Annotated in this window: 24 protein-coding genes; 14 read left to right on the top strand and 10 right to left on the bottom strand. The window is 36.6% G+C overall.

From position 1 onward, the window contains the following. Positions 1-421: 421 nt before the first annotated feature. The 6 genes from Q0252_RS09130 to Q0252_RS09105 all read right to left on the bottom strand — a co-directional run bounded on the left by Q0252_RS09130 (position 422) and on the right by Q0252_RS09105 (position 6,236). A complete protein-coding gene (locus tag Q0252_RS09130) occupies positions 422-2,014 on the bottom strand; it encodes a hypothetical protein (RefSeq protein WP_297985515.1) in 1,593 nt (530 codons plus the stop codon). A gap of 101 nt (positions 2,015-2,115) precedes the next feature. Next, the gene (locus Q0252_RS09125) at positions 2,116-2,907 is read right to left on the bottom strand and encodes an SDR family oxidoreductase (RefSeq protein ID WP_297985513.1); all 792 of its coding nucleotides are present in this window, start codon (positions 2,905-2,907) and stop codon (positions 2,116-2,118) included. 9 nt (positions 2,908-2,916) lie between these two features. After that, a complete protein-coding gene (locus Q0252_RS09120; protein ID WP_297985511.1) occupies positions 2,917-4,146 on the bottom strand; it encodes a 3-phosphoshikimate 1-carboxyvinyltransferase in 1,230 nt (409 codons plus the stop codon). A gap of 146 nt (positions 4,147-4,292) precedes the next feature. Further along, entirely contained in the window at positions 4,293-4,619 is a 327-nt protein-coding gene (locus Q0252_RS09115; protein ID WP_297985509.1) for a nucleotide pyrophosphohydrolase, read from the bottom strand. A gap of 7 nt (positions 4,620-4,626) precedes the next feature. After that, a complete protein-coding gene (locus tag Q0252_RS09110; protein WP_297985507.1) occupies positions 4,627-4,827 on the bottom strand; it encodes a hypothetical protein in 201 nt (66 codons plus the stop codon). An 8-nt stretch (positions 4,828-4,835) separates the two neighbouring features. After that, entirely contained in the window at positions 4,836-6,236 is a 1,401-nt protein-coding gene (locus Q0252_RS09105) for a hypothetical protein (RefSeq protein WP_297985505.1), read from the bottom strand. Positions 6,237-6,417: 181 nt separating this feature from the next. Between Q0252_RS09105 and Q0252_RS09100 the strand changes: the two genes are divergently transcribed. The 8 genes from Q0252_RS09100 to Q0252_RS09065 all read left to right on the top strand — a co-directional run bounded on the left by Q0252_RS09100 (position 6,418) and on the right by Q0252_RS09065 (position 13,324). Next, the gene (locus Q0252_RS09100) at positions 6,418-6,669 is read left to right on the top strand and encodes a type B 50S ribosomal protein L31 (RefSeq protein ID WP_297985503.1); all 252 of its coding nucleotides are present in this window, start codon (positions 6,418-6,420) and stop codon (positions 6,667-6,669) included. 102 nt (positions 6,670-6,771) lie between these two features. Beyond that, complete coding sequence (locus Q0252_RS09095; RefSeq protein WP_297985502.1) at positions 6,772-7,932, top strand: GlmU family protein; 1,161 nt, start codon at positions 6,772-6,774, stop codon at positions 7,930-7,932. Positions 7,933-8,195: 263 nt separating this feature from the next. Next, entirely contained in the window at positions 8,196-8,699 is a 504-nt protein-coding gene (locus Q0252_RS09090; RefSeq protein WP_297985500.1) for a sigma-70 family RNA polymerase sigma factor, read from the top strand. After that, positions 8,680-9,420: a hypothetical protein gene (locus Q0252_RS09085; RefSeq protein WP_297985499.1), complete on the top strand. Its 741-nt coding sequence runs from the start codon at positions 8,680-8,682 to the stop codon at positions 9,418-9,420. Before Q0252_RS09090 ends, Q0252_RS09085 begins: the two co-directional genes overlap by 20 nt. Before the next feature lie 12 nt (positions 9,421-9,432). Then, positions 9,433-10,695 (top strand): DUF4252 domain-containing protein, encoded by a 1,263-nt coding sequence (locus Q0252_RS09080; RefSeq protein ID WP_297985497.1) that lies wholly within the window; start codon positions 9,433-9,435, stop codon positions 10,693-10,695. An 11-nt stretch (positions 10,696-10,706) separates the two neighbouring features. Next, entirely contained in the window at positions 10,707-11,234 is a 528-nt protein-coding gene (locus Q0252_RS09075; protein WP_297985495.1) for a DUF4252 domain-containing protein, read from the top strand. Positions 11,235-11,359: 125 nt separating this feature from the next. Continuing rightward, entirely contained in the window at positions 11,360-12,820 is a 1,461-nt protein-coding gene (gene guaB, locus Q0252_RS09070) for an IMP dehydrogenase (protein WP_297985494.1), read from the top strand. A 69-nt stretch (positions 12,821-12,889) separates the two neighbouring features. Continuing rightward, complete coding sequence (locus Q0252_RS09065) at positions 12,890-13,324, top strand: DUF6759 domain-containing protein (protein ID WP_297985492.1); 435 nt, start codon at positions 12,890-12,892, stop codon at positions 13,322-13,324. Here the strand turns inward: Q0252_RS09065 and Q0252_RS09060 are convergent, their stop codons facing one another. Together Q0252_RS09060 and Q0252_RS09055 are read right to left on the bottom strand one after the other, a co-directional pair. Beyond that, complete coding sequence (locus Q0252_RS09060) at positions 13,325-15,187, bottom strand: AAA family ATPase (RefSeq protein ID WP_297985490.1); 1,863 nt, start codon at positions 15,185-15,187, stop codon at positions 13,325-13,327. A gap of 63 nt (positions 15,188-15,250) precedes the next feature. Then, positions 15,251-16,321, bottom strand: coding sequence for a DUF4407 domain-containing protein (locus tag Q0252_RS09055; RefSeq protein ID WP_297985488.1), 1,071 nt, complete (start codon positions 16,319-16,321; stop codon positions 15,251-15,253). 202 nt (positions 16,322-16,523) lie between these two features. On the opposite strand from Q0252_RS09055, the gene Q0252_RS09050 reads away from it, so the two are divergent. Continuing rightward, positions 16,524-19,151, top strand: coding sequence for a fibronectin type III domain-containing protein (locus tag Q0252_RS09050; RefSeq protein WP_297985486.1), 2,628 nt, complete (start codon positions 16,524-16,526; stop codon positions 19,149-19,151). 16 nt (positions 19,152-19,167) lie between these two features. Further along, a complete protein-coding gene (locus Q0252_RS09045) occupies positions 19,168-19,692 on the top strand; it encodes a hypothetical protein (protein ID WP_297985484.1) in 525 nt (174 codons plus the stop codon). A 40-nt stretch (positions 19,693-19,732) separates the two neighbouring features. On the opposite strand, the gene ruvC is transcribed toward Q0252_RS09045, so the two are convergent. Further along, complete coding sequence (gene ruvC, locus Q0252_RS09040; RefSeq protein WP_297985483.1) at positions 19,733-20,287, bottom strand: crossover junction endodeoxyribonuclease RuvC; 555 nt, start codon at positions 20,285-20,287, stop codon at positions 19,733-19,735. A gap of 112 nt (positions 20,288-20,399) precedes the next feature. Between ruvC and Q0252_RS09035 the strand changes: the two genes are divergently transcribed. The 3 genes from Q0252_RS09035 to Q0252_RS09025 are packed head-to-tail and all read left to right on the top strand — an operon-like array spanning position 20,400 to position 22,196. Further along, complete coding sequence (locus tag Q0252_RS09035) at positions 20,400-20,723, top strand: PadR family transcriptional regulator (protein WP_297985481.1); 324 nt, start codon at positions 20,400-20,402, stop codon at positions 20,721-20,723. After that, entirely contained in the window at positions 20,720-21,439 is a 720-nt protein-coding gene (locus Q0252_RS09030; protein WP_297985479.1) for a hypothetical protein, read from the top strand. The genes Q0252_RS09035 and Q0252_RS09030 overlap by 4 nt, the downstream gene beginning before the upstream one ends. 43 nt (positions 21,440-21,482) lie before the next feature. Then, the gene (locus Q0252_RS09025) at positions 21,483-22,196 is read left to right on the top strand and encodes a hypothetical protein (RefSeq protein ID WP_297985477.1); all 714 of its coding nucleotides are present in this window, start codon (positions 21,483-21,485) and stop codon (positions 22,194-22,196) included. 100 nt (positions 22,197-22,296) lie between these two features. Here Q0252_RS09025 and Q0252_RS09020 read toward each other — a convergent pair whose 3' ends face one another. Next, positions 22,297-23,430, bottom strand: coding sequence for a serine hydrolase (locus Q0252_RS09020; protein WP_297985476.1), 1,134 nt, complete (start codon positions 23,428-23,430; stop codon positions 22,297-22,299). Between the two features lie 79 nt (positions 23,431-23,509). On the opposite strand from Q0252_RS09020, the gene Q0252_RS09015 reads away from it, so the two are divergent. Beyond that, positions 23,510-24,433 (top strand): MBL fold metallo-hydrolase, encoded by a 924-nt coding sequence (locus Q0252_RS09015; protein ID WP_297985474.1) that lies wholly within the window; start codon positions 23,510-23,512, stop codon positions 24,431-24,433. Positions 24,434-24,492 lie beyond the last annotated feature (59 nt).

Raw genomic sequence — 24,492 nt, 5'->3', positions numbered from 1 at the left:
TCTAGCGCCGATGGTACTGCGAAAGCGGGAGAGTAGGTCGCCGCCAGTTTTTTTTTAAATCCTCAATCACATCCGTGGTTGGGGATTTTTGTTTTATGGATATTCAAAAATGAGTACAATAGATGCAGAGATGTAGGGTGCAAAGATTGTAGTTGATACCAAGGTTCAATAGTAGAATAAGGCTTAGTTTTTAGTATAAACTTCAAACTACAAGCTTCGTGCTTCCAACATCCAACTTCATCCATCCAACATCATTCATCATTCATCATTCATCATTCATCATTATAAAGATAGAGAACCTGAACTTCTAGCCGTGATGGGAGCGGCATCCTTTTGTGATAAGCTTAGCGAAGAGCAAAAGATACAGCGGACAGCGCGACGAAAATGTCTATCACAATCCCTAAGTCTTGCTCCTAAAATCCTAAAACCTACCCAGAATTCCCCAATGAATTTTAGTATCACTAAATTTGAAAGCATTCCCAAACTGGTTTCCGTTGGAAATTTGAAAACTCATCAAGCCAATGGGCAAAAAGAAATTGAAGCCAAGCCCGACGCTGTAAAGTTTGGGCTTCTCGTTCAGTAATTTATTGTTGACTTGCGCGTATTGCCCGAAAATATCAAAGAAAGCTTTTTCGCCAATTAAATAACGGTATTCTGCACCACCGAAGATATAGAAGTCACCAATTAATGAATTTTCGTTGAAACCGCGCATGGAATTCCACCCTCCAAATCGTAAAAGTTCGTTCTCCAAAAGATTTTCGGAGGTGTTAAGCATGGCAGTTTCGCCTCTTAAATTAAGATAGTTGTTGCCTTTGATATTGAAGTTTCTTTCGGCGGTGATGAAATATTTCAATTGACTGGCTTTTAAAGATTCTTCCGTATAATTCGCGGTAAGAAAATCTGCTTCGGCACGAATTAAAGTTTTATGTCTGAAAAGCTCTATTTCTGTCGGTTCGGTAAACTGATACCAAAGTCCGGCTCCTTTCTTACTGTAATCTTTTCCCTGTACGTATAAAGTATCAATCACGGAAGAAGTTTCAAAAGTTCCGCGTACACCGAATCTTTGATTCCGGTTGATATGATAATAAACGGACGGCATAAATTTTACCGTAGCAAAGGTGGAATCCTGTCTGTAGATATTCATGTTGACGTTGAGTCCGACGTTTGATTTAAATAAATAAGGAACATCCGTTTTTAAATCAAAAGTCTGTCCTTTATCCGGATTTCTTTGCCAATAAAGATTGATTTCTTCGAAACCGTTAAAAATGTTCCGGAAGTTGATATTTAATGTTCCGTTGAATGTAAATTTTTCTGTTTTATCGTTTCCGAAACCAATAATTCCGTCAAAAGTATTGGATCGTTTCTTTTGGGTGAATAAGAAAATCTGTGTTGAATCTTTGGTGAATAAAGTTTGCGGCGGTTTTTCGAGCACAATAAACGGGTGATTTTGCAGATTTTGATTGATGCTGACCAAATTCTTTTCATCGTAATTTTTTCCTTTGAAATCTTTTACGAGGTTTTTCACGAAACGTTTCGGTAGTTTTTCATAGCCTTTAAAAACGAAACCATCAATTGTTCTTTTCTTTGAATAGGATACTGAAAGTGCAACCTGCGGAACATTATTTTCAAAACCAAGGAATTTTGATTTTACACGGCTAAATGTAAAACCTTTCTCTACGAATTTTTGATTAAAAGATTTCTTTAAAGAATCCAGATTTTTGGTGTAAAAAGAAGTATTTGTTCTTGAAGCTTTCGAAAGAGAATCCGATATTTTGACATTGGCTTCATTGAAGTTTCTGCCTTTATCGAAGAAAATAATCGTTTTATCTCCTTCAGTTTTTACTTCTTTCAGCTCCGTGAGATAATAATGATGTTGCGAAAGTGAATCGAGGAATTTTACAGCTGCTGCAGAATCTTTTGCTTTAAACTGTTGCTGTGTCTGGATATCCGTTAAAATAAATTCTTTTTCCTGTGCAAAACCACAAACCGAAAGGAGAAGGAAAAAAAATGTCATTCTGAAGGCAGTGCAACGTAAAAAAGAATCCGTTTTAATAAAAGATTCTTCGCTCCATTTCATTACGCTCAGAATGACAGTTCGCATAGGAAATAAACAGATTATGAATCCATTTTATTGTATTTTTTCATGAGATTTTCATAAAAATTTTGTGGTAAAATCCATTTCAGCGGAACGCCAATTTTTTGTCCAAGTTTTCCGAAATAATAGTGCGCCTTCCATTTTTTCTTGGTCAAAAGCGCATCGATGTATTTTGCAACATCTGCAGGTTCGGTTCCTTCATCAACATGAGCGTCCATTAAAGCATACACTTTTTCGAAAACGTTTTTATAAGGTTCAGAAACTTCTGTACGAACACGGCTGTCTGCAATATTGGTTTTAATGTCGCCCAGATGAAGCGTACACACCTCAATATTCCAAGGATAAACTTCGTAGCGAATAGCTTCCGTTACTTTGTCCAGCGCAGATTTCGAAGCGGAATAAAATCCACGGAAAGGAAGTCCCATTTCGGAACCGATGCTCGAAACATTGATGATTTTCCCGAATTTATTTTCGCGCATATTCGGAAGAACGGCGCTCATCATTTGAACGGCTCCAACTAAATTCAAATTGAATAATCTCAAAATTTCTTCTTTTTTAGAATCTTCAACAGCGCCTACCATTCCCATTCCGGCATTGTTGATCAGAACATCTACTTTCTGTTCTTGTTCTAAAATTTTTGCGATGGCTTGTTGAACCTGTTTAACATCTGTAATATCGGTTGGAATGGTTTTAAAATGTGGATTCGCCACATTTTTTCGGCTCAATCCATAGACATGATGTCCTTTCTTTCCGAAATATTCGGCCAGAGCAAATCCAATTCCGGTTGAAGTTCCTGTTATAATGATGGTCATTTTTTGATTTTAAATATTTTCGGTTACTTCATCAAAATCTTTCCAAAAATCAGGGTAAGATTTTTCTACAACATCTTCATTTTCAATTTCTAGTCCTTTTAACAGAGCAAAAGGAGCAAAACTCATCGCCATTCGATGATCGTTATAGGTTTTGATGGTTATTTTTTCGTCAGGTTCAAAAAACTTCATAGATTTTATAGAATTTTCGGTGATTTCTGCGATACAACCAATTTTTAAAAGCTCATTTTTCAAAGCCAAAAGACGGTCTGTTTCCTTTACTTTCAAAGTTTCAAGACCGGAAATTTCAAATGGAATTTTTAAAGCTGTAGCCGTAACACATAAAGTTTGTGCAATGTCGGGACAGTTGTTCATGTCCAATTCAATTTTTTCGGGATACTCAAACGGACTTTCGGGCATTAAAGAAATCATATTTTCTGCAGCGTCGGAAATGGTATTTACCCCAAAAAATTCCCAGTACATTTCTTTCAGAACAGAATCTCCCTGCAGAGAATTTGGTCTGAAACTTTTGAGATTAATGTATTCCCTTCCAATCGCAGCCAAAGAATAGTAGTAGGAAGCCGAACTCCAGTCGCTTTCTACCACGAATTTGATGCGGCTTGAATTTTTCTCTGTATAAATATCGGGCTGAATCCGGATGGTATTTTCCACTGAATCTGCTTCGATTCCCAAACTTTTCAGAATCTTCAAAGTCATTTTCAGGTATGGAACGGAAGTGATTTTCCCTTCTAAGTTGATGGTTAAACCATTTTCAAGCTTTGCACCAATCAACATCAAAGATGTAATGAACTGACTTGAAATATTAGCCGGAATGTTTACGGTAGAATTTTCAAGTTTCTTTCCGGTAATTTTTAAAGGAGGAAAACCATCGTTTTCAAGGTATTCAATTTCAGCTCCCAAATCCCTCAATGCGTTCACCAAAGGTCTGATGGGTCTTTGTTTCATCCTTTCGGAACCGGTTAAAGTTACAGTTCGCCCATCCTGAATCGAAAAATAGGAAGTAAGAAAACGCATTGCAGTTCCGGCATGATGAATATCGATGATGTCGGAATCGCTTTGCAGGGCGTTTTGCATGAGTTTTGTATCCTGAGAATTCGAAAGATTTTCGATAATAATATTTTCAAACAGCTTATGCAAAATCAATAAACGATTCGAAATGCTTTTCGAACCGCTGATTTCTATGGTTTTGTTGTTAATGAGTTTTCTTTTTTCAATCTGCATATCCCTTAGTTTTAACCACAAAAGTCACAAAAGTTTTCTGAATTTTAAAGTTCATCAAAAATATTATTAAAGTTAAAATAGCTGTCGCTTACTTTAAATCGACACAATTTTAACTTTAACCTTTTGAATCTTTTGTGGTTTGAAAATTATTTCAGTTTTTCGTTATTGGCGTGGCGGTCTGCATCACGTTCCGTTTTTTTCTTCATTTTTTTATCAAACGCGGTCTGTAAATCGGTCCCTGTTTGGTTGGCTAAACATAAAGTTACAAAAAGAACATCTGCTAATTCTTCGCCCAAATCGTTGGATTTGTCACTCTCTTTTTCACTTTGTTCTCCGTACCTCCTTGCAATAATTCGGGCAACTTCACCTACTTCTTCGGTAAGCATCGCCATATTGGTGAGCTCGTTAAAATAACGAACTCCAATGGTTTTAATCCATTCGTCAACCTTATTTTGTAGTGAAGTAATTTCCAAAATTTAATTATTTATTTTCAAGCTGTTTCAGCTTTGCCTCTATATTTTTTAAAGATTCTTTAATTTCTTCGAGTTCTTCGGAATTTTTTTCTGCACTAGAAATAAAAGTTCCAAACCCTTGAACAACCGACCGTATAATTAACCACAAAGTTGCTAAAATTAAAAATCCGCAAAAAATCCAGAGTATCTCTCCAATATTATAATCCATTTTATATGTTATTGATAAGCACCAATTGTTGGACTTGCTGTTCTTGAAATTTTCAAAATATCCGTCGGAACCGTTTGCGCTGTTGTTACTCTGCCTTTTCCTTTTGCCGGAGAATCTGCTGCAACTCTCAAGTTCATTTTCTCGGTGTAATAATGCGAGAATTTAGGGTCTTCATTTTTAACAGAACCTACTACAAATGGATTACTGTCGAAACTGAAACCTGCATTACTGCCATATTTAATTAAAGAGTAATCAAAAAGATAATTGAAAGTTTGTTCGGTTGTTGGCTTGAAAACTACAGAATTATCTCTACTGCCATGTAGGATAGAATTTTTAATATTCAAATTTAAACCTGCATTTTCTACAGTTCCGGAAGCGTTTGTCCATTCATTGGTTGCATATAAACTGTAACCCGGAAGCGAATTGTTTAAATTCCAGTAATTCGCTAAAGTACAATGGGTGAGATTGATATTTCCACCTTTAAAAATGCCGAAATCTGCTTCACCACAGTTGTTCAGCACCATATTTTGAGCAGTAACCACAGAATTTACAGAACGAATCCCAAAATTTTGGAACGTATGAATGATGGTATTTTTGATGTTTGCGGTAGCGTTCATTAAATCCAATCCAATTTCTCCACCGAAGATTTTCGCATAATTCAAATTACCAATAGACCCAGCTTCAAATTGAATTCCACGCCAGTTTACCGGAATCGTATCGTATTTTGTATCATTTCTGTCGCCCCTGAAAAGAACTTCGCTGTCCAAATCTCCATTAACATTAAGCGTAGCATTTTTAGAAATGTTGAGTCCGCTGTTTTTGGTAAAATAAACTTTCGTTCCTTTTTCAATGGTTAAAGTTTTACCTTCTGCAACCGTTAAATCTCCAAAAATAATTTTGGCTTTATTATTTGTCCAAGTCGTGTTTGCAGAAATAATATTAGGATTGGTGTCAGATTTAATAAAAAATTCTGCATCCTGAACAACAGAAAGTAAGGTTACATGTTGTGTTGCTGCAGAAGTTTGAAAAATGATTTTATCTTCTGCAATGGCTTCGCTGGCATTGGCCACCGGTGCAATTTCAAGAAAAACAAAAAGACTGTCTTTTTTTCTCAGAGGAACATTGCTGAATTCCGTTCCGGATTTGCCATCTACATTAATTCTGTAAGGTGATGCAGTTCCGCTTTCCAAAGAAATTTTTGGAATCATTACATCTTTATCCTCGTTATTGTAAACTTTTACAGCGTATGTTTCAGAACGAACCTGATTGTAAACGGTGTCGCAAAAAACGGTATCTCTGGAAAAGCGAAGTTCCTTGCTTGGCGAATCAAAAGTAATGTCATCGGACTTGCAGGAAAATACCATTAAAAGCGCCCAAAAAGAAATTCCGAAAAGTATCTTCAGTTTCATTGATGTCTATAATCTATCTCTCAAAGGTAAATAATTTTGCCGAACTTTAAAATCAGCTAATTAAATATAAAATAGTGTTTGCAGAATCAAAAAAAAGTTATATTTTTGCAGTCTAAAATTTAGCAGAGGAATATCCATTACTATTTCTGAAGCAAAACTTTAATTTTTTAATTTTATTATTATGAAACAAGGAATTCACCCAGAAAATTATAGACTTGTTGTTTTCAAAGATATGAGTAACGACGAGACGTTTCTTTGCAAATCTACTGCAGAAACTAAAGACACCATCGAATACGAAGGAGAAACTTATCCATTGATCAAAATGGAAATCTCTTCTACTTCTCACCCTTTCTACACTGGTAAAGTGAAGTTGGTTGACACTGCAGGTAGAGTAGACAAGTTCATGAACAAATACAAAAAATTCTCTAAGTAATTTTTTTACTTTAAGAAATATTAAAGCCTTTCAAGTTTTTGGAAGGCTTTTTTTATTGTATTTTTGAAACACTAAACATTGAACTTTAAACCCGAAACCCATATGCAACTCGTATTTTCCGACGCACAATATTGGGAAGATTTTCTTCCGCTCACATTTACAAGACCGGTCGCAGAAATGCGCTGCGGAATTCTTACTTTTTCCGAAAGATGGCAGAAACTTTTGGGTACCGAAAATATTTCTTTTGCGACCGAAGCTTTTTTGGAAGCGAAATACAGCAAGCCTGAAGAAGTAGAAAGCCTTTTTCTTGTTCCGAATTTTCTTCCAACGGAAAATGTTTTAAATCAAATTAAAAATCTACAGGAAGGAGAAGCTTTGGTGTATGAAAACGAACTGATTGCCGCGAAAGTGAACATGAAAGATTTCGCATTGAATCATATTGAAAAAATAACGGACATTGATGAAGAATTGCTGGTTTTCAAAAAGCCGACAGATTTATTTGCCTATAATGAACAGGCGATAAATTTTGATTTTGCTTTGCTCACGAAAGGCAGAACTTCACAGGAATTGTCTTTTACGAACGGATTTTTGGGCAATAAAGAAGATTTGTTCATCGAAGAAGGCGCTCAAATTGAATTTGCTACTTTAAATACCAAAACCGGAAAAATCTACGTCGGCAAAAACGCAGAAATTATGGAAGGTTGCCATCTTCGTGGACCAATTGCGCTGTGTGAAGATTCCAAATTTAATTTGGGTGCAAAAGTTTATGGCGCAACTACGATTGGACCTCATTCCAAAGTGGGTGGAGAAGTAAATAATATCGTAATTTTCGGTTATTCCAATAAGGGTCACGATGGTTTTGTAGGAAATTCTGTGATTGGAGAATGGTGTAACCTCGGTGCAGATACCAATTCTTCGAACCTGAAAAATAATTACGCTTCTGTAAAATTGTGGAACTACAGGTCGAAAAGATTTGTGGATACCGGACTTCAGTTTGCGGGATTGATTATGGGCGACCACTCCAAAACTGCGATTAACACGCAATTAAATACAGGAACTGTTGTAGGCGTTGCAGCCAATATTTTCAAAAGCGGGTTCCCTCCTAATTTGGTTGAAAATTTTTCGTGGGGCGGAATGAAAGGCGATGAAAAATTCAACATCGAAAAAGCTTACGAAGTGGCGGAAAAAGCAATGTCGAGACGTAAAGTTCCTTTAACGGATGTAGATAAAGGTATTTTGAAATATATTTTTCAGGAATATTAATTTATACAACCAGCACTTTATCATTCCGTAGGAATCTCCACGGTTGAGATGCTTTCAGCATGACAAGACTGTTAGTTTCAAGACAGATTTTAAAAATATTGGTAGAAAAATGAAACGTGAAATTCGAAGCGCCAGAGGCGCGATATATTGGTTTTCAACGAAATACAAATTTACAACAAAGGCTTTCAAAGAAATTTGAAAGTTTTTTTAATTTTAGATGTAATAAAAACAAATACCACGCTGTCTTACTATCAAACGAACTTATGAACCAGGAAACATTCAAAAACACGGTATTTTGTCTCAAGGATGAGATGTACCGTTTTGCGAAAAGATTCGTCATGAGTTCGGACGAAGCAGAAGATGTAGTGCAGGACTTGATGGTGAAATTCTGGCAAACTAAAGATAAACTGGCGGAATATGGAAACCTGAAAGCTTTTGCTTTAAAATGTGTAAAAAACGAATGTCTGAACCGACTGAAGCACGAAGATGTAAAAATGGGTTTCGCAAGTTTGCAGCTTCATCGAAGCGAGTTGTACAAACCGGAAGTGAATAATTTAAAAGAACAGATTCTGAGTTTTATCAACCAACTTCCGGAAAAACAGAAAATGGTGATTCACCTGAAAGATGTAGAAGAATATGATGTCCCGGAAATATCGGAAATGCTCGAGATGGAAGAAAATGCAGTACGGGTTAATTTGATGAGAGCGCGACAAAAGGTGAAAGAACAGATAACACAATTAATGAATTATGAAAACCGAGCACTATAAAAATTTAGAACAGAAATACTTCGCAGGAGAAACCACTCCTGAAGAAGAACGGTTTTTGAAAGAAAACGGCGATGATTTTTTCAAAGCTTTAAAAGAAGAGAAAGCGGAGAAAATGGATTGGGATTTCGATGATTTCTTGGCGGAAATTGAAGAGAAACCAATCATTCCGATTTCAGGTGAAAGAAAATCCGGAGGTTCATCAATGCCAAAAATTTTCTGGATGGCAGCAAGTTTAGCCTTGATTTTCGGAGCAGTTTTCGGATACCAATATTTCAATAAAAAATCGGTTGCTGACCAGAACAATATGGTAGCAAGTGAAATTCAGAAACAAAAGTCTCAGTTTCAGCAGGAATCGCAATTAGCTGTAAATCAAGTTAATGATTCGGTAAAAGCAGTAGCGGATACTTTGGTGGCAGATTCTACTTCAACAAAAGAAACATACACTTCCGATGCGAATGTTCTCGACAAAATTTTGCCAAGAAGAGGACGTATGAAAAAAACAGCGAGACAAAGATATACTTATAACGAACCAACAAATAATAACAGAACAACAAAAACATCCAATCCTGAGTATCAAGATAATTACGTAATTATTAATGGCCATAGAATTGAGAACGAACAGGAAGCGATAGATGTTGCTAAATTCTCTCTGCAAATGCTTTCGAACAAGGTTTCGGAAACGGTAGCCAAAGCAGAACCCATCAATGATTTTACAGAATAAAAATTTAATGACATGAAAAAGATATTATTCATATTTGCCCTTACTTTCAGCTGGTTCCTCAATGTTTCAGCGCAGAAAGAAAAACTCTACAACCTTTTCGACAAATATCAGGATACGGAAGGCGTAACCTCCATCAAAATTGCAAAACCGATGTTCGGAATGCTCAGCAAACTCGACATTAAAGATGCGGAACTGAATAACATTAAACCGATGCTCGAAAAAATTCAGGGACTAAGAATTCTGGTCATTGAAAAATCGGAAATGGATTCGCTGAAGAATGTTTCGAAAATGAATTTTAATTTTAATGGTCTTCAAACAGAAATTTCAAACTCTTTGAAAAACCTTCATTATGAAGAACTGATGACCGTCAACAGCAAAGACAACAAAATTAAATTTTTGGCTGCAGATGCTGCGAACGGAATCCTGGATAACCTTTTGTTGAGCGTAAATTCTGATGACAATATGGTTTTGATGATGTTGGACGGAAAAATTTCGATGGACGACGTTAATAAATTGGCGAACGAAGCTCAAAACTCTGCAAAAGAATCTTCAAAAAGCAGTTCTTCTTCATCTTCAAATGCAATTTCGGAAGAAGCGAGAAAAGTGGGAAAATTTTCAGGAATTCAGGTCTCTTCCGGGATTAAAGTTTCCTTCACACAAGACAGCAATCAAAAAGTTACGGTGGAAACAAATTCCAACTTGCAGAAATACGTAAAAACTGAAGTTGTAGGAGATATTCTAAAAATTTATGTTGAAAACCCGAAAGACGAAAACCTAAATTTTAATAAAATTCTAGTGGACATTAAAGCTCCGGAGTTAAGCAAAATTGCAGTGAACCAGGGTGCTAATTTCACAACAGAAAATACCGTGAATGCAGATTATTTTCAGGTGGCGACAACTTCCGGCGGAAACTTAAGTGCAGATTTGAATACAAAAGGAAAAATGGAGTTTTCAACAACTTCCGGTTCCAGTGCAAGAGTAAAAGTGAACGCTTCAGAATTGGAAATGAGCGCAACAAGCGGTTCCGATGCGGTTTTAACAGGAAATATCAGCGAAACAAAATTCACGGTTTCAAGCGCAGCGAATGTAAATGCACAGGATTTGGTTTCAAAAAGAACAACAATTTCGGCTTCTTCTGCATCTTCCGTTAAGGTGAATGTTTCAGAAAAAATTAATGCCAATATTTCTTCCGGAGCGAATGTGAGATACAGACCCAACTCAAGTGTAGATAGAAACGCCGATATTTCTTCAGGAGGTTCAATGAAGCCACTTTAAAATTAATGCCCATGAAAAAACTATTACTTCTCCCGATAATCGCAATATTGCTAAGTTTTCAGTCATGTATTGTTTCCAACCACCCGAATATGGCGTTCTTCGACAATCTGGGTTATGATTACAGTGATGCAAAATTTACGAGCGTAAATGTACCGATGTGGATTGCGAAACCATTTATCAAAAAGGCTTTACGTGAAGAAAATGAAGAAGGTACAGAAGAGCTGATTGCTTTAATCAAAAAAATATCAGATATCAAAGTCATGACGATTGAAAACGGCAACCAAAATATGCTCGCAGATTTTTCAAACTACCTTACCTCCAATAATTTTGAAGAATGGATGACGGTAAAGAAGGATAAGGAAACCATCAATTTTCAGGCAAAACAAACGGATGATGTTATTAAAAAACTGTTGATAACCGTCCATTCCGGAACTGAAATGGTTTACGTGGACGTTAGTGGAAAATTTACGCCAGATGATATTTCCAAACTCATCAATTACTCTGAAAAGAATGATGTAAAGAAAATTGTCTCACACTAATTATATATTGTTTTGAAGGCTGTTCTGAAAAGAAAAGCCTTTAATTTTTAAATTAAATCTTCTTAACATACCTGAAATATTTTTAGTTTCGGATAAAATCCCGTAATTTCGCAAAGAAAGTAAAGATGTCTATTCACAACAAAATCGTAGAGACAGCCATCACTTTCGATGACGTTCTTCTTATTCCCTCTTATTCAGAGGTTTTACCTAATCAGGTTTCATTAAAATCAAGACTTTCCGACAAAATTACGCTTAACGTTCCTGTGGTTTCAGCTGCAATGGATACCGTTACCGAAGCGGATATGGCGATTGCTTTGGCAAGAGTTGGCGGTTTGGGTTTTATTCATAAAAATATGCCGATTGCAGAACAGGCGTCGCAGGTTTTCAGAGTGAAAAGGTCTGAAAACGGAATGATTTCCGACCCTGTTACGCTTTCAAAAGACCATACTTTGCGTGAAGCGAAAGATTTAATGGCAAGATTCAAAATTTCAGGACTTCCGGTCGTTGATGCTGATAAAAAACTGATTGGAATTATCACCAATCGTGATGTAAAATATCAGGAAAACCTTGATGCAAAGGTTGAAGAACTGATGACGAAAGAAAACCTCATCACTTCCGATAAAGACACTAATTTAGAGCAAGCCAAAGAAATTTTGCTGAAAAATCGCGTTGAAAAATTACCGATTGTTGACAAAGAAAATACTCTGGTAGGTTTAATTACCATTAAAGACATTGATAATCAGCTCGAATATCCAAACGCCAACAAAGACAAAAATGGGCGACTGATTGTGGGAGCCGGAGTTGGAGTAGGAGAAGATACCATTGACAGAGTTTCTGCGTTGGTGAAAGCCGGAGTTGATATTATTGCAGTAGATTCTGCACACGGACATTCGAAGGGAGTATTAGATAAAATTTCAGAAATCCGCAAAAATTTCCCTGAACTCGATATCGTTGGTGGAAATATCGTCACCGCAGAAGCTGCAGAAGATTTAATTAAAGCCGGAGCCAATGTTCTGAAAGTGGGAGTTGGTCCGGGTTCTATCTGTACAACCCGCGTTGTTGCCGGAGTTGGAGTTCCTCAACTCTCTGCGATTTATAATGTTTTTGAATATGCTAAAAAGAAAAATGTTGCTGTAATTGCAGATGGCGGAATCAAACTTTCGGGAGATATCGTGAAAGCTTTAGCTTCGGGTGCAAGTGCAGTAATGTTAGGTTCACTTTTGGCTGGAACCGACGAAGCTCCGGGTGAGGAAATTATTTTCCAGGGTAGAAAATTTAAATCTTACCAAGGAATGGGAAGTCTTTCCGCGATGAAACGTGGCGGTAAAGAAAGATATTTCCAGAGCGAAGCGAAAAAATTTGTTCCGGAAGGAATTGAAGGCCGTGTTCCACATAAAGGAAAGCTTGAAGATGTAGTATTCCAGTTAACCGGTGGTGTAAGAGCAGGAATGGGATATTGTGGTACAAAAGACATTGAAACGCTTCAGAAAGACGGAAAAATGGTGATGATTACAGGTTCCGGATTGAAAGAATCGCATCCGCACGATGTGATTATTACGCAGGAAGCTCCGAATTATTCGTTGTAAATAATCAGAAGTTCTTAAATATAAAATTGCCAAAGCCAAAACTTTGGCAATTTTTTTTACATTAGCCGCATGAAGAATCTATTCATTTTTCTTTTGCCACTGTTATTGTTGAGCTGCAATTCTGTTGTTGGAACAACGCCTGTTTACAGAAGTTCTGTACCCTCAAAAGCTGACGAATCTAAAGAATTTGCAGAATTGATGGAATTAGATAAAAAAGACAAACTGCAACGCGCTGCAGATGCGGTGAATCAGTTTGTAAACGACAGTCCAACCGACCCGAACGCTGCGATTCTGATTAAAAACGAAACCAATTGCAACATTATCGTCCGAATAAACGGAACCAGCGGAAACTACAACTTACCTGTTCCGAAAGGCGATAAAAATTACCTTCTGCTAAAAAAAGGTAGTTATACCTTAAAATCTAATTTTTGTGATGCCAAATATTTTTCGAGTAAGACCATTACGGAAAGTATAACATTAACGCTTACAGAACGTTATCAGTAGCTATCCCTTCAGCTTTTTGTGATAATCGGCAATGTGCAGATGTCCTTCCTCCTTAATTTCTGCTTTTACTCCGGCCAGGTTTGCCACTTGCGCGATTTCGTCCGGAAGTATGGTTCCTTTTTTGGCGAGTTCGATGCTCAAAGTTTTTAGAAAATCGATGTTTTTCAATAAAAGTTCCCGTGTTTCTTTGGCCAAACTTTTCATCATCTGCTCAATTTTTGCATCTGTAACCACCTGTTGCATTCGGTGCGGATAATCTTCCATATTGTACGTTACCTGGAAATCTTCATCAAAACCGTATCTTCTGATGTATTCTATCGCCAGAACCGATGCCTGTTCGCGGTCGTGACTTCTTCCAACACTCGCGTTTTCTTCCCCGAAAACGATTTCTTCGGCAATTCCTCCCGCCAAATAAATTTTAATTCTGTTCAGCAAATTGTCCTTAGTGTCATGAATTTGATGTGGGAAAGTGAAACCTCCTGCGTAACTGCTCGCCACTTTGCTTTTGAGCTGGAGCGGAACGTAACCTACCAAAAGCATGTAGATAACGGCATGTCCACTCTCATGTACGCTGATGTTGGCAACGGCATCATCCAAATTGGACAAACGAATTTTGTCGATTCTTCCCAAGTATGGGATTTCAACGTTGTTCCTGCCTATTTTGGCTGTGATTTTCTTTTCGTTCTGCAGATAGTCGACTTCGATATTTTTTTCATCATTAATAATGGCTTCAAACAAAAATTTGCTCAGGTTCGAATCCAAAATATCCACCACACTACTGAAAACCGGACGAACTCCCTGAACCGGAAACACCCCGTTTCTGTAAATTAAATCATTGATGTTTTTGCTGATTTTCAATGAGATACCGAACTGTTTTTTGGTCTCGGACTTCAGTCTGTCGATTTCTCTTTGAATAAGTTTTTCGAAATCTTCGGTCTTTAAGGAATGATAAATGAGGTGGATGTTGCCAAATCTTGCAACCTGTTCCGGCCGGAATTTTCTTGACAATGCATTTTTAATGTCAACAACAGTAATCTTTTTGGTAAAGGCATGAAAAATATTGGCGTCCACATCGGCTTCGCTCGTTTGTCCTGCCATTTGAAAGGCTTCGTCCAAGTTTCCGCTGATGATGATGAGCATTTTGCTGTAGTTTACGGGCTCATAGATTTTTTTTTCCTGCTGCTTTTTCAGGATAAGTTTTACCATGTCGTCTTCCGTCATATCCGCAATAGACAACACATCTTTTTCGATGCCGAGATATTTCTTGAGCTCTTTTGCGTCCCACATGCTCAGCAATGGTTTTTCCTCAATGGTTTCGCCGCTTTGTTTGCGGCGCTCGTTTTCTTTTTTCCGAAAAATGTAGGAAAAGAGGTAGTGCTCCAAATCGTCGCGCTCTCTTCTGCTGAGTCTGCCGTCGCTCAAAAGTTCCCAAAAATCCGTGTATTTGGTTTGTGGAACAGGCATTCCGTTCGGGTCGAGTGTATTAAATCTTTGGATTTCATCAAACAGAACAATGCTCTGTTTTTCGTCGTTTAGTCCATTTTTCTGGAAGATATCGGAGACATTCTTGTTCCACGTAGTTTCATCGGTATTGCTCAGTTCAATTTCTACAAAACGGTCCTGAAAATTAAGGTGTTTTACCAATTTGCGAACAAGATCGGTTTTTCCAACGCCAGTCATTCCCCATAGATTCAGGATTACGGGACGATTGAGAATTTCGGGCATTAAATACCAGATTTGGATGTACTCCATTAAATCCGCTATAATTTTATCGATTCCAATGAATTCTTTCTTGAGGAATTTTTCGCAAGCTTCAAGTTTTTTCTTTCTGTTCTGAATTTCAGTTTTGTCTATTATGAGCATAATGGTTCTTGAAAAACCTAAATTTATTAAATTTTTCCTTTATAATGTTGCAGGAACATTTGTTTATTGGTTAAGTTTATCTTTAAAATCGTCAATCCGGTAATCCGTTAAAGCATTGCCTTTTTCAATTTTTTCCTTTGAATAAAGACGGAAATCGTTTTCGGTTTTTTCGAGGAGATAATCGTAAGGTCCAACTGTGGAAATCAGTTTCACTAAAACCGGAGAAATTTCCAGCGCGATAAATAATCCCATAATGAACATTGCCGCAGTTGCCATGATGTCGGAATTTTTCCCGAGTTCGTCCAAAGCCTGCAAACGCGCAGCAAATCCATTGAATTTGTCTTCGAAAGTTTCGGTTTTATTTCTTTCGGTTTCGATATTTGTGTAAACTTTAGAAATTTCCTTATCCAAATACTGAAGTCTTGGCTGCATTTGCCTCTGATAATTTTCAAGGTCAAGACGGCGCTGTTCTTTCAGTTCCGATTTTCTTTTAGCGTTCGAACCAAAACCTACTTTTCCGGAAGTAAGACCGCTTTGTTTCCCTAAAATTTCTTTTTCAAGCTCAACAGAAGCCGAATCGTATGAAGCTTGATATTGTGCAATTTTTGCAGCAATTTGCTTCTTTTCAGTTTCAAAAGGTCCGCTTTGCTGAAGAATCCTGCCGTTCATTTCCGCCTCAAGCTGCGTTTTATTTCTCTGAATAATGGTATTCAACTGTTTATTAACTTCTTTTTCGAAAATTTTCAGTTCCAAAGGTTTAGAAATAATAATACCTAAAAATGTCGCCAAAATCAATCGCGGAATCGCCATGAGAATTTGGTTCCAAACGGTTCCTGTTTTTTTGATGGAGGAAACGATATACCTGTCGAGGTTGAAAATCATCAATCCCCATAAAATAGCAAAACCAACTGATATCCAAAGATCTTCGAACACCGTGTACATGGCGTAACCCGCTGAAAGTGTGGCGAAAACTGCTGTAAAAAGTACGATTCCGCCAATTCCGGCAAATTTGTTCCATTCGCTTGGTGTCTTTCTTAATATATGAATGTTTCCACCGGAGCAGATCATCAGTAATTGCTGGAACCAGTTCATTTTGTGGTTTATAGTTGCGGGTTTCACAGGTTTTGCCTTCATCAGTGGAGTTTTTGATGATTTGTATCTAAAAACGTAACAATGTTACAGATAGTATTAAGCAATGCATAGTAAATTTTAAGAAATATTAATTCAAGTTAATTTCAAAAATGTTAATTTTACAACATAACAAATGTTAGATTTATCTAAATGCATTATCAAAAAAAAACAGATGAGAAAATTTTTATGCACTCTATTCTTTTTAATGGGAATTATAGTATTTGGGCAGTGTCCCGCTACAATTACCGCTACCTTCAATATCACCAACTCTACCTGTCCCAACAATGGAACGATTACCGTTAACAGCAATGTTCCAACCGGAACTTCGGTAACTTATACACTTTATCAGATCAATCCTGATAATAGTTTGGAGCCTCCTGTCAATCAAATCAACGATAATTTTTTTGATAATCTAGAACCGTCACAATATAAAATTACCGTTACATGCGACGCTGATTCTGAAGATTTTTTTGTTACGGTGGGCGGTTCTTATACTCCAATTTCCAGTGTTAACGCAACGGTTTCAGGAGTTTGCACCACTTTTACTCCGGGAGGCACTATAACTGTGAATGGAATTACCGGTGGAACTGCTCCCTACCAAATTTCTGCAATTTTAAATACCAATTCGGATTATAGCGACAACCTTAGTCAATATACAAATGTCACCAGTTTCCCTGTAAATTTACCTGCAGATGATGGTTTCGGCACTTATCAAATTCGGGTTAAGGATGCTTGTGGTGCTTACTTTACCATTTCAAGAGATATTTTAAAGACTATTGCTACACCACACAGAACAAACTATACCCTTATTAACAATACAGATTGTACCACTCAACAGGCAGGTTTGTCTAATTTTTCTTTCACAGATCCTTCCGGAAGTACTATTCCTCTATCTGCGTTTGGAACTGCAGGTGTAAAGGTTAAAATTTGGGAACAAACAGGAGGTTGTCCAACAACAGAACCAACAACCACACCTATTTTTAATCAAACCATAACAAGCAGTAATGCGTCAAATACATTTAATTTACCAATAGTTTCGTCTAAAAAGTATGTTTTTGCATTAACCAGTCCTTGTGGTGAAACTACGATATTTTGTAGAGATTTAAACAGTGCAATGACTACGGATTTCACAGTTATTACAACCAACTCAGGTTGTGGAACTGCAGAAAGAATGAGAATAAGAGGTAGTTCTAATCAATTTTTTGCATTTCCCGTTACAGTAAATGTATATAGTGGTGGTACTGCAACAGGAACTCCTGTTTATACTTCTTCATCTTTAACTTCAGCAGGTGCCTTAAATGGTTGGTCTACGCCTTCATCGGGTTTAGCATTAGGTACTTATACTGTAGAATATACTGATAAATGTGGGGTAAAATATACTAAAACAGTTAGTGTAACCAAACCAGCCGACCCGGCAAATACTGCACTAACTGCTAATGTTACCTATTTAAGAAACCAATGTGTAGCAGCCTCCAATTTAATAATAGACCAAACCGGAACTACACAAGTAAGTATAGAATTTACCAATTATGTAGAAAATTTGGTGAATTCTACAGTAGAAATAATTTCCGGACCAAATAATGTAGGACAAACAGGTGTTTTCCAAGGCAACCGCTATTTTATTTTCAACGAATTATTACCTGGTGGTACTTATACTGTAAAAGTTTCAAGTACTGGTACTGGTTGTTCCACAACACCAAGAAATTATACGTTTACCATTCTTGCCGGTACTACCGGCTTAATACAAACGCTTACTTCAACAGCTAATTCTACATGTACAGGAACAGGATCTGTAACCAGTACTATAAACTACAATGGCGGTTATGCACGGGAAGTAGAATTGCTGAATGCTAGTGGTACAGTGATAGGAACCAGCACAAACGGAACTTTTGCAAACTTAAGTGCAGGAAATTACACTACAAGATTAAAAATAACTCCTGCTTGTGACACCAGCAAAACATACTATATTGAAGGTTCGCAAGTTAGCATTGCTACCGCTACATCTGGACCAAGAATTTTGGCTAAAACCGGTATTATTTGTGAAGATGCCAATGGAAATCCAACTTCAACTGGAAATGCTTACTTAACTATAGTTGGAGGAACGCCAAGAGTTTTAGAATACCGTGAACAAGGGACTACAACATGGACACTTTTCTCCAGTAATGCCGGAAACACAGAAGTAGTGACAGGTCTTACCCCTTACAAAACCTATGAATTTAAGGTTACAAGTTGTGGAAAAACATTTATCACCAATGTGAAAATTACGGTAATGAGATCAATCAGGGTCGAAAACACCAGACAACCTTGTTACAATCAATCATATACCTTGGTTGGTCCACGATTTTCTGGAGTGACTTATGAGTGGAAAGATCCTAACGGAGTGGTTATAGGAACCAACAGAAATTATTATTTCCCCGATTATACCTCTGCAAATGACGGAACATATACCTTAACTGTAAAGTGGGGAAGCTGTGCGACAAGAGTTGCAACTACAGTATTAAACGGTAATTTATGCGGACAAAACTTGGGAGGATGTTATAAAGATGCTCGAACAGACGGACAAATTTTAGATACAAAACATGGTATAACAGCGTTTGGAAGGGCAGGTAGTGATAACTCCAACTGGCCAATGGAAAGAAAAGGCGGGCATACTGCATTAGAATCTTCAACAAAAGGTTTTGTTATAAATCGACTAACATTGGCTCAAATTTCTGCAATACCAACAGAAAACTTAGTGGAAGGAATGATGGTATACGATATAACAAATGATTGCTTAAAAATTTACAACGGAACTGAATGGAAATGTTTCACCGATCAAACTTGCCCTGATTAATTAAAAAAAATTAAAAATGAAAAAAATATTTGTATCAATTATAATTGCTATCCCACTATTTTATTCTTCTCAAGTAGCAATTGGGAAAGACACTACTACCAACACTTCAGTTTCACTTGAATTTGGTAATGAACCTAAAGGTATCATTTTACCCTGGGCAACTTCGGAGAATAGTGTGACAGGAGCTGTGAACGGCACATTCATTTTAGATGTTGCCGAAAAAAAGGTAAAAATAAAATTAGCGTCGGGTTGGAAAGACTTATCGGTTTATAACAGCAATAATGCGATAGATAATTCCTTACAAACCAATCCTAAATATCCCGAAAAAGCCAATGCTAAAGCAACCATTGGAAATCCCAGTTCAACTCCGGGGATTTTAGTTCTTGAGGACAATAATAAAGCCATGATTCTCCCATTAGTGGAAAATGCGCACATTAATATTAAAAGTCCGGCTCCTGGAATGATGGCATACGACCCTTTAACCCAACAGCTTGCCGTTTATAACGGTACGAAATGGACTTTTTGGAAACCCAGAAATTAGATTGATATTTACAACTTCCGACTAATAAAAGTCGGAAGTTTTATTTCAACCGGTCAGGATTTTGTTTCAAAAAACTCGCCCAACCGGAATAAGATTTTTCTACACCTAAACTCCCGGAATTAAAATGGTGACAAACAGCAACTGCCAAACCATCCGAAGCATCCAAATATTTTGTAGGAAATTCTTTTAATTGGAGTAGATTCTGCAGCATTCCGGCAACCTGTTCTTTACTTGCATTTCCGTTCCCTGTAATGGCCATTTTAACTTTCTTGGGAGAATATTCGGTAATCGGAATATCCCGATGAAGTGATGCCGCCATTGCAACACCTTGCGCACGACCAAGTTTCAACATACTTTGCACGTTCTTTCCAAAAAAAGGTGCTTCCAAAGCGACTTCATCAGGGTGATATTCATCTATTAATGCTAATGTTTTATCAAAAATAATTTTGAGTTTCGTTTCGTGATTAGGATATTTCTTTAAAATAAGTTCGTGGATGGAAATCAGTTCCATCTTTCCTTTTTTAATAGAAATAAGTCCGTAACCCATTACAGTTGTGCCGGGGTCGATTCCAAGGATGATTTTTTCGGTTTCCATTAGTGCAAAAATAGCTGTTGTGTTTCGAAATCCATCACTAAAATTTTTTTTCTTAAATATTGAATACATAAGAAAATTATGTATACATTTGTAATGCATAAGTAATTTAGGTATGAAAAAAAATGCGCTTTACAAAGGCACACTTCAAAATATAATTCTGAAACTGCTCGCTTCGGAAGTAAAGATGTACGGCTACCAACTCACGCAGCGCGCCAAAGAACTCACCAAAGGTGAACTGGAAATGACGGAAGGAGCGCTTTACCCTATTCTTCACAAACTAGAAGCAGATGGAATTATATTTTCTGAAATTCAGAATGTTAACGGAAGAGATCGTAAATATTATCTGCTGACTGAGAAAGGTAAAAAACAACAGAGACTCCACGAAGAGGAGATGAAAAGTTATATTTTTAACCTTAATTCCATTTTCAATATATGATGACATCGGAACAAAGAGAAAGACTGATTAACAGATTAAAGGGCCGGAATTTGCCTCTTGATCTGTTTGTGGAAATTGAAGACCATATGTCTGAACAGATTGATTATAAAATGCATTTCGGCAATAAAAATTTTGATAGTGCACTTGATCAAACATTTGCAGAATGGAGTAGTGAACTTGAAATGAAATCTGTTTTCTGGGCAGGTGAAAAAAGAACGAAAATACATCGCCAAACCATTAACCAAACGCAGAAAAATTTATTCTTGCGATCACTGAAGTATTTTGTAATTCCATTTGCAGTATCCATCGTTTTGCTTCTTGTTAACAAAACTTGGGCAGAATATTTTATACTTATGCTTAACTGTTCAGCATTATTAGCAGGAATCGCGATCACATTTTTTGATTTTAAAACAATAAAATCCACTTATAATTTTTACAATCAAAAAAGAATCAGTTACTTACAAAAAGGTGTTGGGATGATGACAGTTTCAATTTTTGTAATTCTGGCTTTTGTTTTAAGAATTTACGAAAACTGGTTCGAAAGACTTTATGTAGGGTTTTCTGAAATGCTTTCTTTTAATATTTCATTTGAAGGTTTTTCTGCTTTTTTAATGCTTTTTGGATATTTTCTTTTAGCCATCAACGGCTTTCTGTATTATTTGGAATACAGAAAAACTATTAAAGTCTTACAACAAAAAACCAATTTGAAACTTTAGAGAATTCTTCCTTTTATTATTGAATGTAATTTATTAGATGTCGATGACCGAACTTCAACTCTCCCAAATCCGCAATTATCTCCTCGATAAGAAACTTCCCATCGATATTTTAATGGAAGTGAATGACCATTTCATCAGTCAAATTAATGATTTTATGACGGAAGAAAATTTGTCTTTTGATGAAGCTTTAGAAAAAACGAAAAAATCGTGGGAAATCGAACTGAAACCATATTGGAAAGGGGAAATAGATTTAATTGACCGAAGCAAATTGCTGCGCGAAACCAATAAAATTAATTTTAAAGTGCTACTGAAGAGAAGTCTGACTTTTTCTATTCCAGTAATATTAATATTGTTTTTTCTATCTAAATTAATAAGTTTTCAGTACTTCGAGATTATTTTTGTAGCTTTTGTAGGCCTCATATATTTCTCTCCTTTAATTAATTATCTAATTCATCTTCAGGATTTTAAATTAATTAAGAAGTACCAAAATTATGTACTTGTTTCTATTCAAGAATATACGATTCTAATGATTGGAGGTATCTATTTTTACTTTAGGTTTATAACGGATGGTTACAAACTTGCTGAAGTTTTCAGCAGTTTTTCCTTAAACAATTTTAATTGGGATTTTGTTTTAGGTTTTTTAATTGTTAATGCCATCTTAGTGCTTAGTTTTTTCGTTATTTTTTCTCAAAAAATTTACCTACGACAAATCGAAAAAGTAAAACCTTTTCTAAAGTATTTGAAGCCAAGCAATTAATATAGGAAACCCTTTCAGAGTTTTAAACTCTGAAAGGGTTCTTTTATTTACAGGAGCGTTGTTAGGGCTTCGAATCCTAACAATGCTTTTAACTAAAAAATTATTTTTCCACAGTCTTAATCATCTCTTTCCTCACCTCCAAAACCGTATTTTCAATTGCATCCGTTGATTTTTTTACAGTCGCATGAGGCTGAAAAAATTCTTCCTTGCCTTTGCTTTCATCTGCGATATTGGATAAAATAACAACCGAAGTTTTTGTTCCCGGATAGTAAATAGAAAGAGAAGGCGAACCTTTCACATAACCGGTGTGGAAATACGCTTCAGGTTGAGCAAGATTCATCATAATTCCATCGCCATAACCAACATTTCCCAAAACATAATGTGGACGATCCGAACTTTTGGTGGTCATTTTTTTAAGCGTTTCAGGCTTCAGGATTTGTCCGGAATACAGCGCATTGTTCCATCGGTGCAAATCGTTTACTGTGGATAAAATTCCGCCTGCAGGAGTTGAAATATCATCTGCAGAAAGTCTTTTCGGCATATTTTCTACGATAGAATTCTGTTGTTCCGTTCCCAAATTGGCTCCTGCAAAATTTTGATTTGAATTAAAAACTGCTGCAGTCGAAGTGTGTGTCATTCCGGCTTTTGCGAAAAGTTCCTTTGCATTCTGGTCATAGGATTTTCCCGAAACTTTTTCGATGAGTTTACCCAGAAAACGATATCCTTTGTTCGAATAACTAAAGTCTGTTCCGCTTTTGAATTTCAAACCATTGCCAAAATCATCAATTCCGGAAGAGTGATTAAGAAGTTGGTCAATAGTGATGTTTGTGTAAGTTGGATTTTGAAATTCAGTTAAATATTTTGAAACTAAATCTTTAGTTGAAAGCTTTCCCTGTTCTTCCTGAAGCAAAACCAAAACTGCTGTAAACTGCTTTGAAAGAGAACCAATCGCAAAAACAGAATTGCTGTCAAGTTTAGATTTTGTTTTAAAATTCTCAAAACCATTTTCCTTTTCATAAATTTTTTCATTATTCTGTTCCACCGAAATCGTTCCGTTAAATTGTGTGCCTGTAAAAACCGAATCCAGTTGATTTTGATAATATAATTTTTGGAAGGCCATTACTGTAGAATCCACAACTGCATTACGTTCTGTTATTTTTTCAGCTTCGGATTTACAGGAAATATTAAGCAATAAAGTAATAAGGAATGAGAGCACAAAAGTTTTCGGCATCATTAAAGTTTTGATAAAAATAATGAAAAAGTAAGAACTGCAGCGAGGTTTTTCTCTGTAAATTAGATGAAAATTTTCTGAAATGAACCGCAAAGATTTTCTTTTCAAAACGGGAATGGCAACTTTCGGACTCGCCCTTGCTCCTAATTTAGTGTCCTGCACTTCTCAAAGAATGCTTTTCCCACCAATGACGCTTTCCGGTGGTGATTTGAAAAATGTAAGAGGAAATATCTCGCGTTACACCAACAAAGGCGGAACCGTTGGAATTTTCGAAACAAAAGATTTTTTTGTGATCGTGGATTCCCAGTTTCCCGATTCCATTCAACCGGTTTTGGACGGAATTTCTTCGAAGAACAAGCCGGTTTTGTATCTCGCGAACACGCATCATCATGGTGATCATACTTCAGGAAATATTTCTTTCAAAAATTTAACAAAAAACGTCGTCGCACACACCAGCGTTCCTGAATTACAGCGAAAATCTGCCGAAGAAAAGAAAAATTTAGACCAGCAACTCTACGCCAATATTTTATTTGAAAACGAATATAAATTCGATCTAGGGAACGAAAAAGTGACAGGAATGCACCTTGGAAGAGGTCATACATTTGGTGACGCCGTTTATCATTTCGAAAAAGATAACGTCGTTCATATGGGAGATTTGATGTTCATCAATATGATTCCCGTTTACAGAACGAAAGACGGTGCAAATTCTTTTTTTTGGGTTGACACATTAAGTGATGCGATCAATAAGTTCGATAGGGATACACTTTTTATTTTTGGCCACGCCGACAAACCTGAAAATACGGTGGGATCAGTGGAAAATCTGATAGAAATGAAAAGATTTTTGGAGGTTTCAAACGAATTTATGTTGACGGCAATTGCCAAAGGAAAAACAGATGACCAAATTTTATCTGAACACAAATTTATCCCGGGGTTTGCCAACAGAACTACACCCCAAAGATTTCCGGATTTTGTGAAAGGAATTCGTGAGACCATCGAAAATAATTAAAAAGAAGAATCCGTCTCACAACTGAGGCGGATTTTTTTTGGTTATTATTTAGGATTTTT

Origin of the sequence: uncultured Chryseobacterium sp. (assembly GCF_936933875.1) — a bacterium.
Lineage (GTDB): Bacteria > Bacteroidota > Bacteroidia > Flavobacteriales > Weeksellaceae > CAKZIK01.
This window is presented reverse-complemented; position numbering and strand designations above follow the sequence as displayed.

What these genes read in the sequence shown, in the direction of transcription:
- Q0252_RS09120 (WP_297985511.1), bottom strand. Translation starts at nt 4,146, where the DNA reads ATGCAGATTGAAAAAAGAAAACTCATTAACAACAAAACCATAGAAATC.
- Q0252_RS09060 (WP_297985490.1), bottom strand. Translation starts at nt 15,187, where the DNA reads ATGCTCATAATAGACAAAACTGAAATTCAGAACAGAAAGAAAAAACTT.
- Q0252_RS09020 (WP_297985476.1), bottom strand. Translation starts at nt 23,430, where the DNA reads ATGATGCCGAAAACTTTTGTGCTCTCATTCCTTATTACTTTATTGCTT.
- Q0252_RS09130 (WP_297985515.1), bottom strand. Translation starts at nt 2,014, where the DNA reads ATGACATTTTTTTTCCTTCTCCTTTCGGTTTGTGGTTTTGCACAGGAA.
- guaB (WP_297985494.1), top strand. Translation starts at nt 11,360, where the DNA reads ATGTCTATTCACAACAAAATCGTAGAGACAGCCATCACTTTCGATGAC.
- Q0252_RS09045 (WP_297985484.1), top strand. Translation starts at nt 19,168, where the DNA reads ATGAAAAAAATATTTGTATCAATTATAATTGCTATCCCACTATTTTAT.
- Q0252_RS09015 (WP_297985474.1), top strand. Translation starts at nt 23,510, where the DNA reads ATGAACCGCAAAGATTTTCTTTTCAAAACGGGAATGGCAACTTTCGGA.
- Q0252_RS09035 (WP_297985481.1), top strand. Translation starts at nt 20,400, where the DNA reads ATGAAAAAAAATGCGCTTTACAAAGGCACACTTCAAAATATAATTCTG.
- Q0252_RS09090 (WP_297985500.1), top strand. Translation starts at nt 8,196, where the DNA reads ATGAACCAGGAAACATTCAAAAACACGGTATTTTGTCTCAAGGATGAG.
- ruvC (WP_297985483.1), bottom strand. Translation starts at nt 20,287, where the DNA reads ATGGAAACCGAAAAAATCATCCTTGGAATCGACCCCGGCACAACTGTA.
- Q0252_RS09100 (WP_297985503.1), top strand. Translation starts at nt 6,418, where the DNA reads ATGAAACAAGGAATTCACCCAGAAAATTATAGACTTGTTGTTTTCAAA.
- Q0252_RS09025 (WP_297985477.1), top strand. Translation starts at nt 21,483, where the DNA reads ATGACCGAACTTCAACTCTCCCAAATCCGCAATTATCTCCTCGATAAG.
- Q0252_RS09125 (WP_297985513.1), bottom strand. Translation starts at nt 2,907, where the DNA reads ATGACCATCATTATAACAGGAACTTCAACCGGAATTGGATTTGCTCTG.
- Q0252_RS09065 (WP_297985492.1), top strand. Translation starts at nt 12,890, where the DNA reads ATGAAGAATCTATTCATTTTTCTTTTGCCACTGTTATTGTTGAGCTGC.
- Q0252_RS09075 (WP_297985495.1), top strand. Translation starts at nt 10,707, where the DNA reads ATGAAAAAACTATTACTTCTCCCGATAATCGCAATATTGCTAAGTTTT.
- Q0252_RS09095 (WP_297985502.1), top strand. Translation starts at nt 6,772, where the DNA reads ATGCAACTCGTATTTTCCGACGCACAATATTGGGAAGATTTTCTTCCG.
- Q0252_RS09085 (WP_297985499.1), top strand. Translation starts at nt 8,680, where the DNA reads ATGAAAACCGAGCACTATAAAAATTTAGAACAGAAATACTTCGCAGGA.
- Q0252_RS09105 (WP_297985505.1), bottom strand. Translation starts at nt 6,236, where the DNA reads ATGAAACTGAAGATACTTTTCGGAATTTCTTTTTGGGCGCTTTTAATG.
- Q0252_RS09050 (WP_297985486.1), top strand. Translation starts at nt 16,524, where the DNA reads ATGGGAATTATAGTATTTGGGCAGTGTCCCGCTACAATTACCGCTACC.
- Q0252_RS09110 (WP_297985507.1), bottom strand. Translation starts at nt 4,827, where the DNA reads ATGGATTATAATATTGGAGAGATACTCTGGATTTTTTGCGGATTTTTA.
- Q0252_RS09080 (WP_297985497.1), top strand. Translation starts at nt 9,433, where the DNA reads ATGAAAAAGATATTATTCATATTTGCCCTTACTTTCAGCTGGTTCCTC.
- Q0252_RS09055 (WP_297985488.1), bottom strand. Translation starts at nt 16,321, where the DNA reads ATGAAGGCAAAACCTGTGAAACCCGCAACTATAAACCACAAAATGAAC.
- Q0252_RS09030 (WP_297985479.1), top strand. Translation starts at nt 20,720, where the DNA reads ATGATGACATCGGAACAAAGAGAAAGACTGATTAACAGATTAAAGGGC.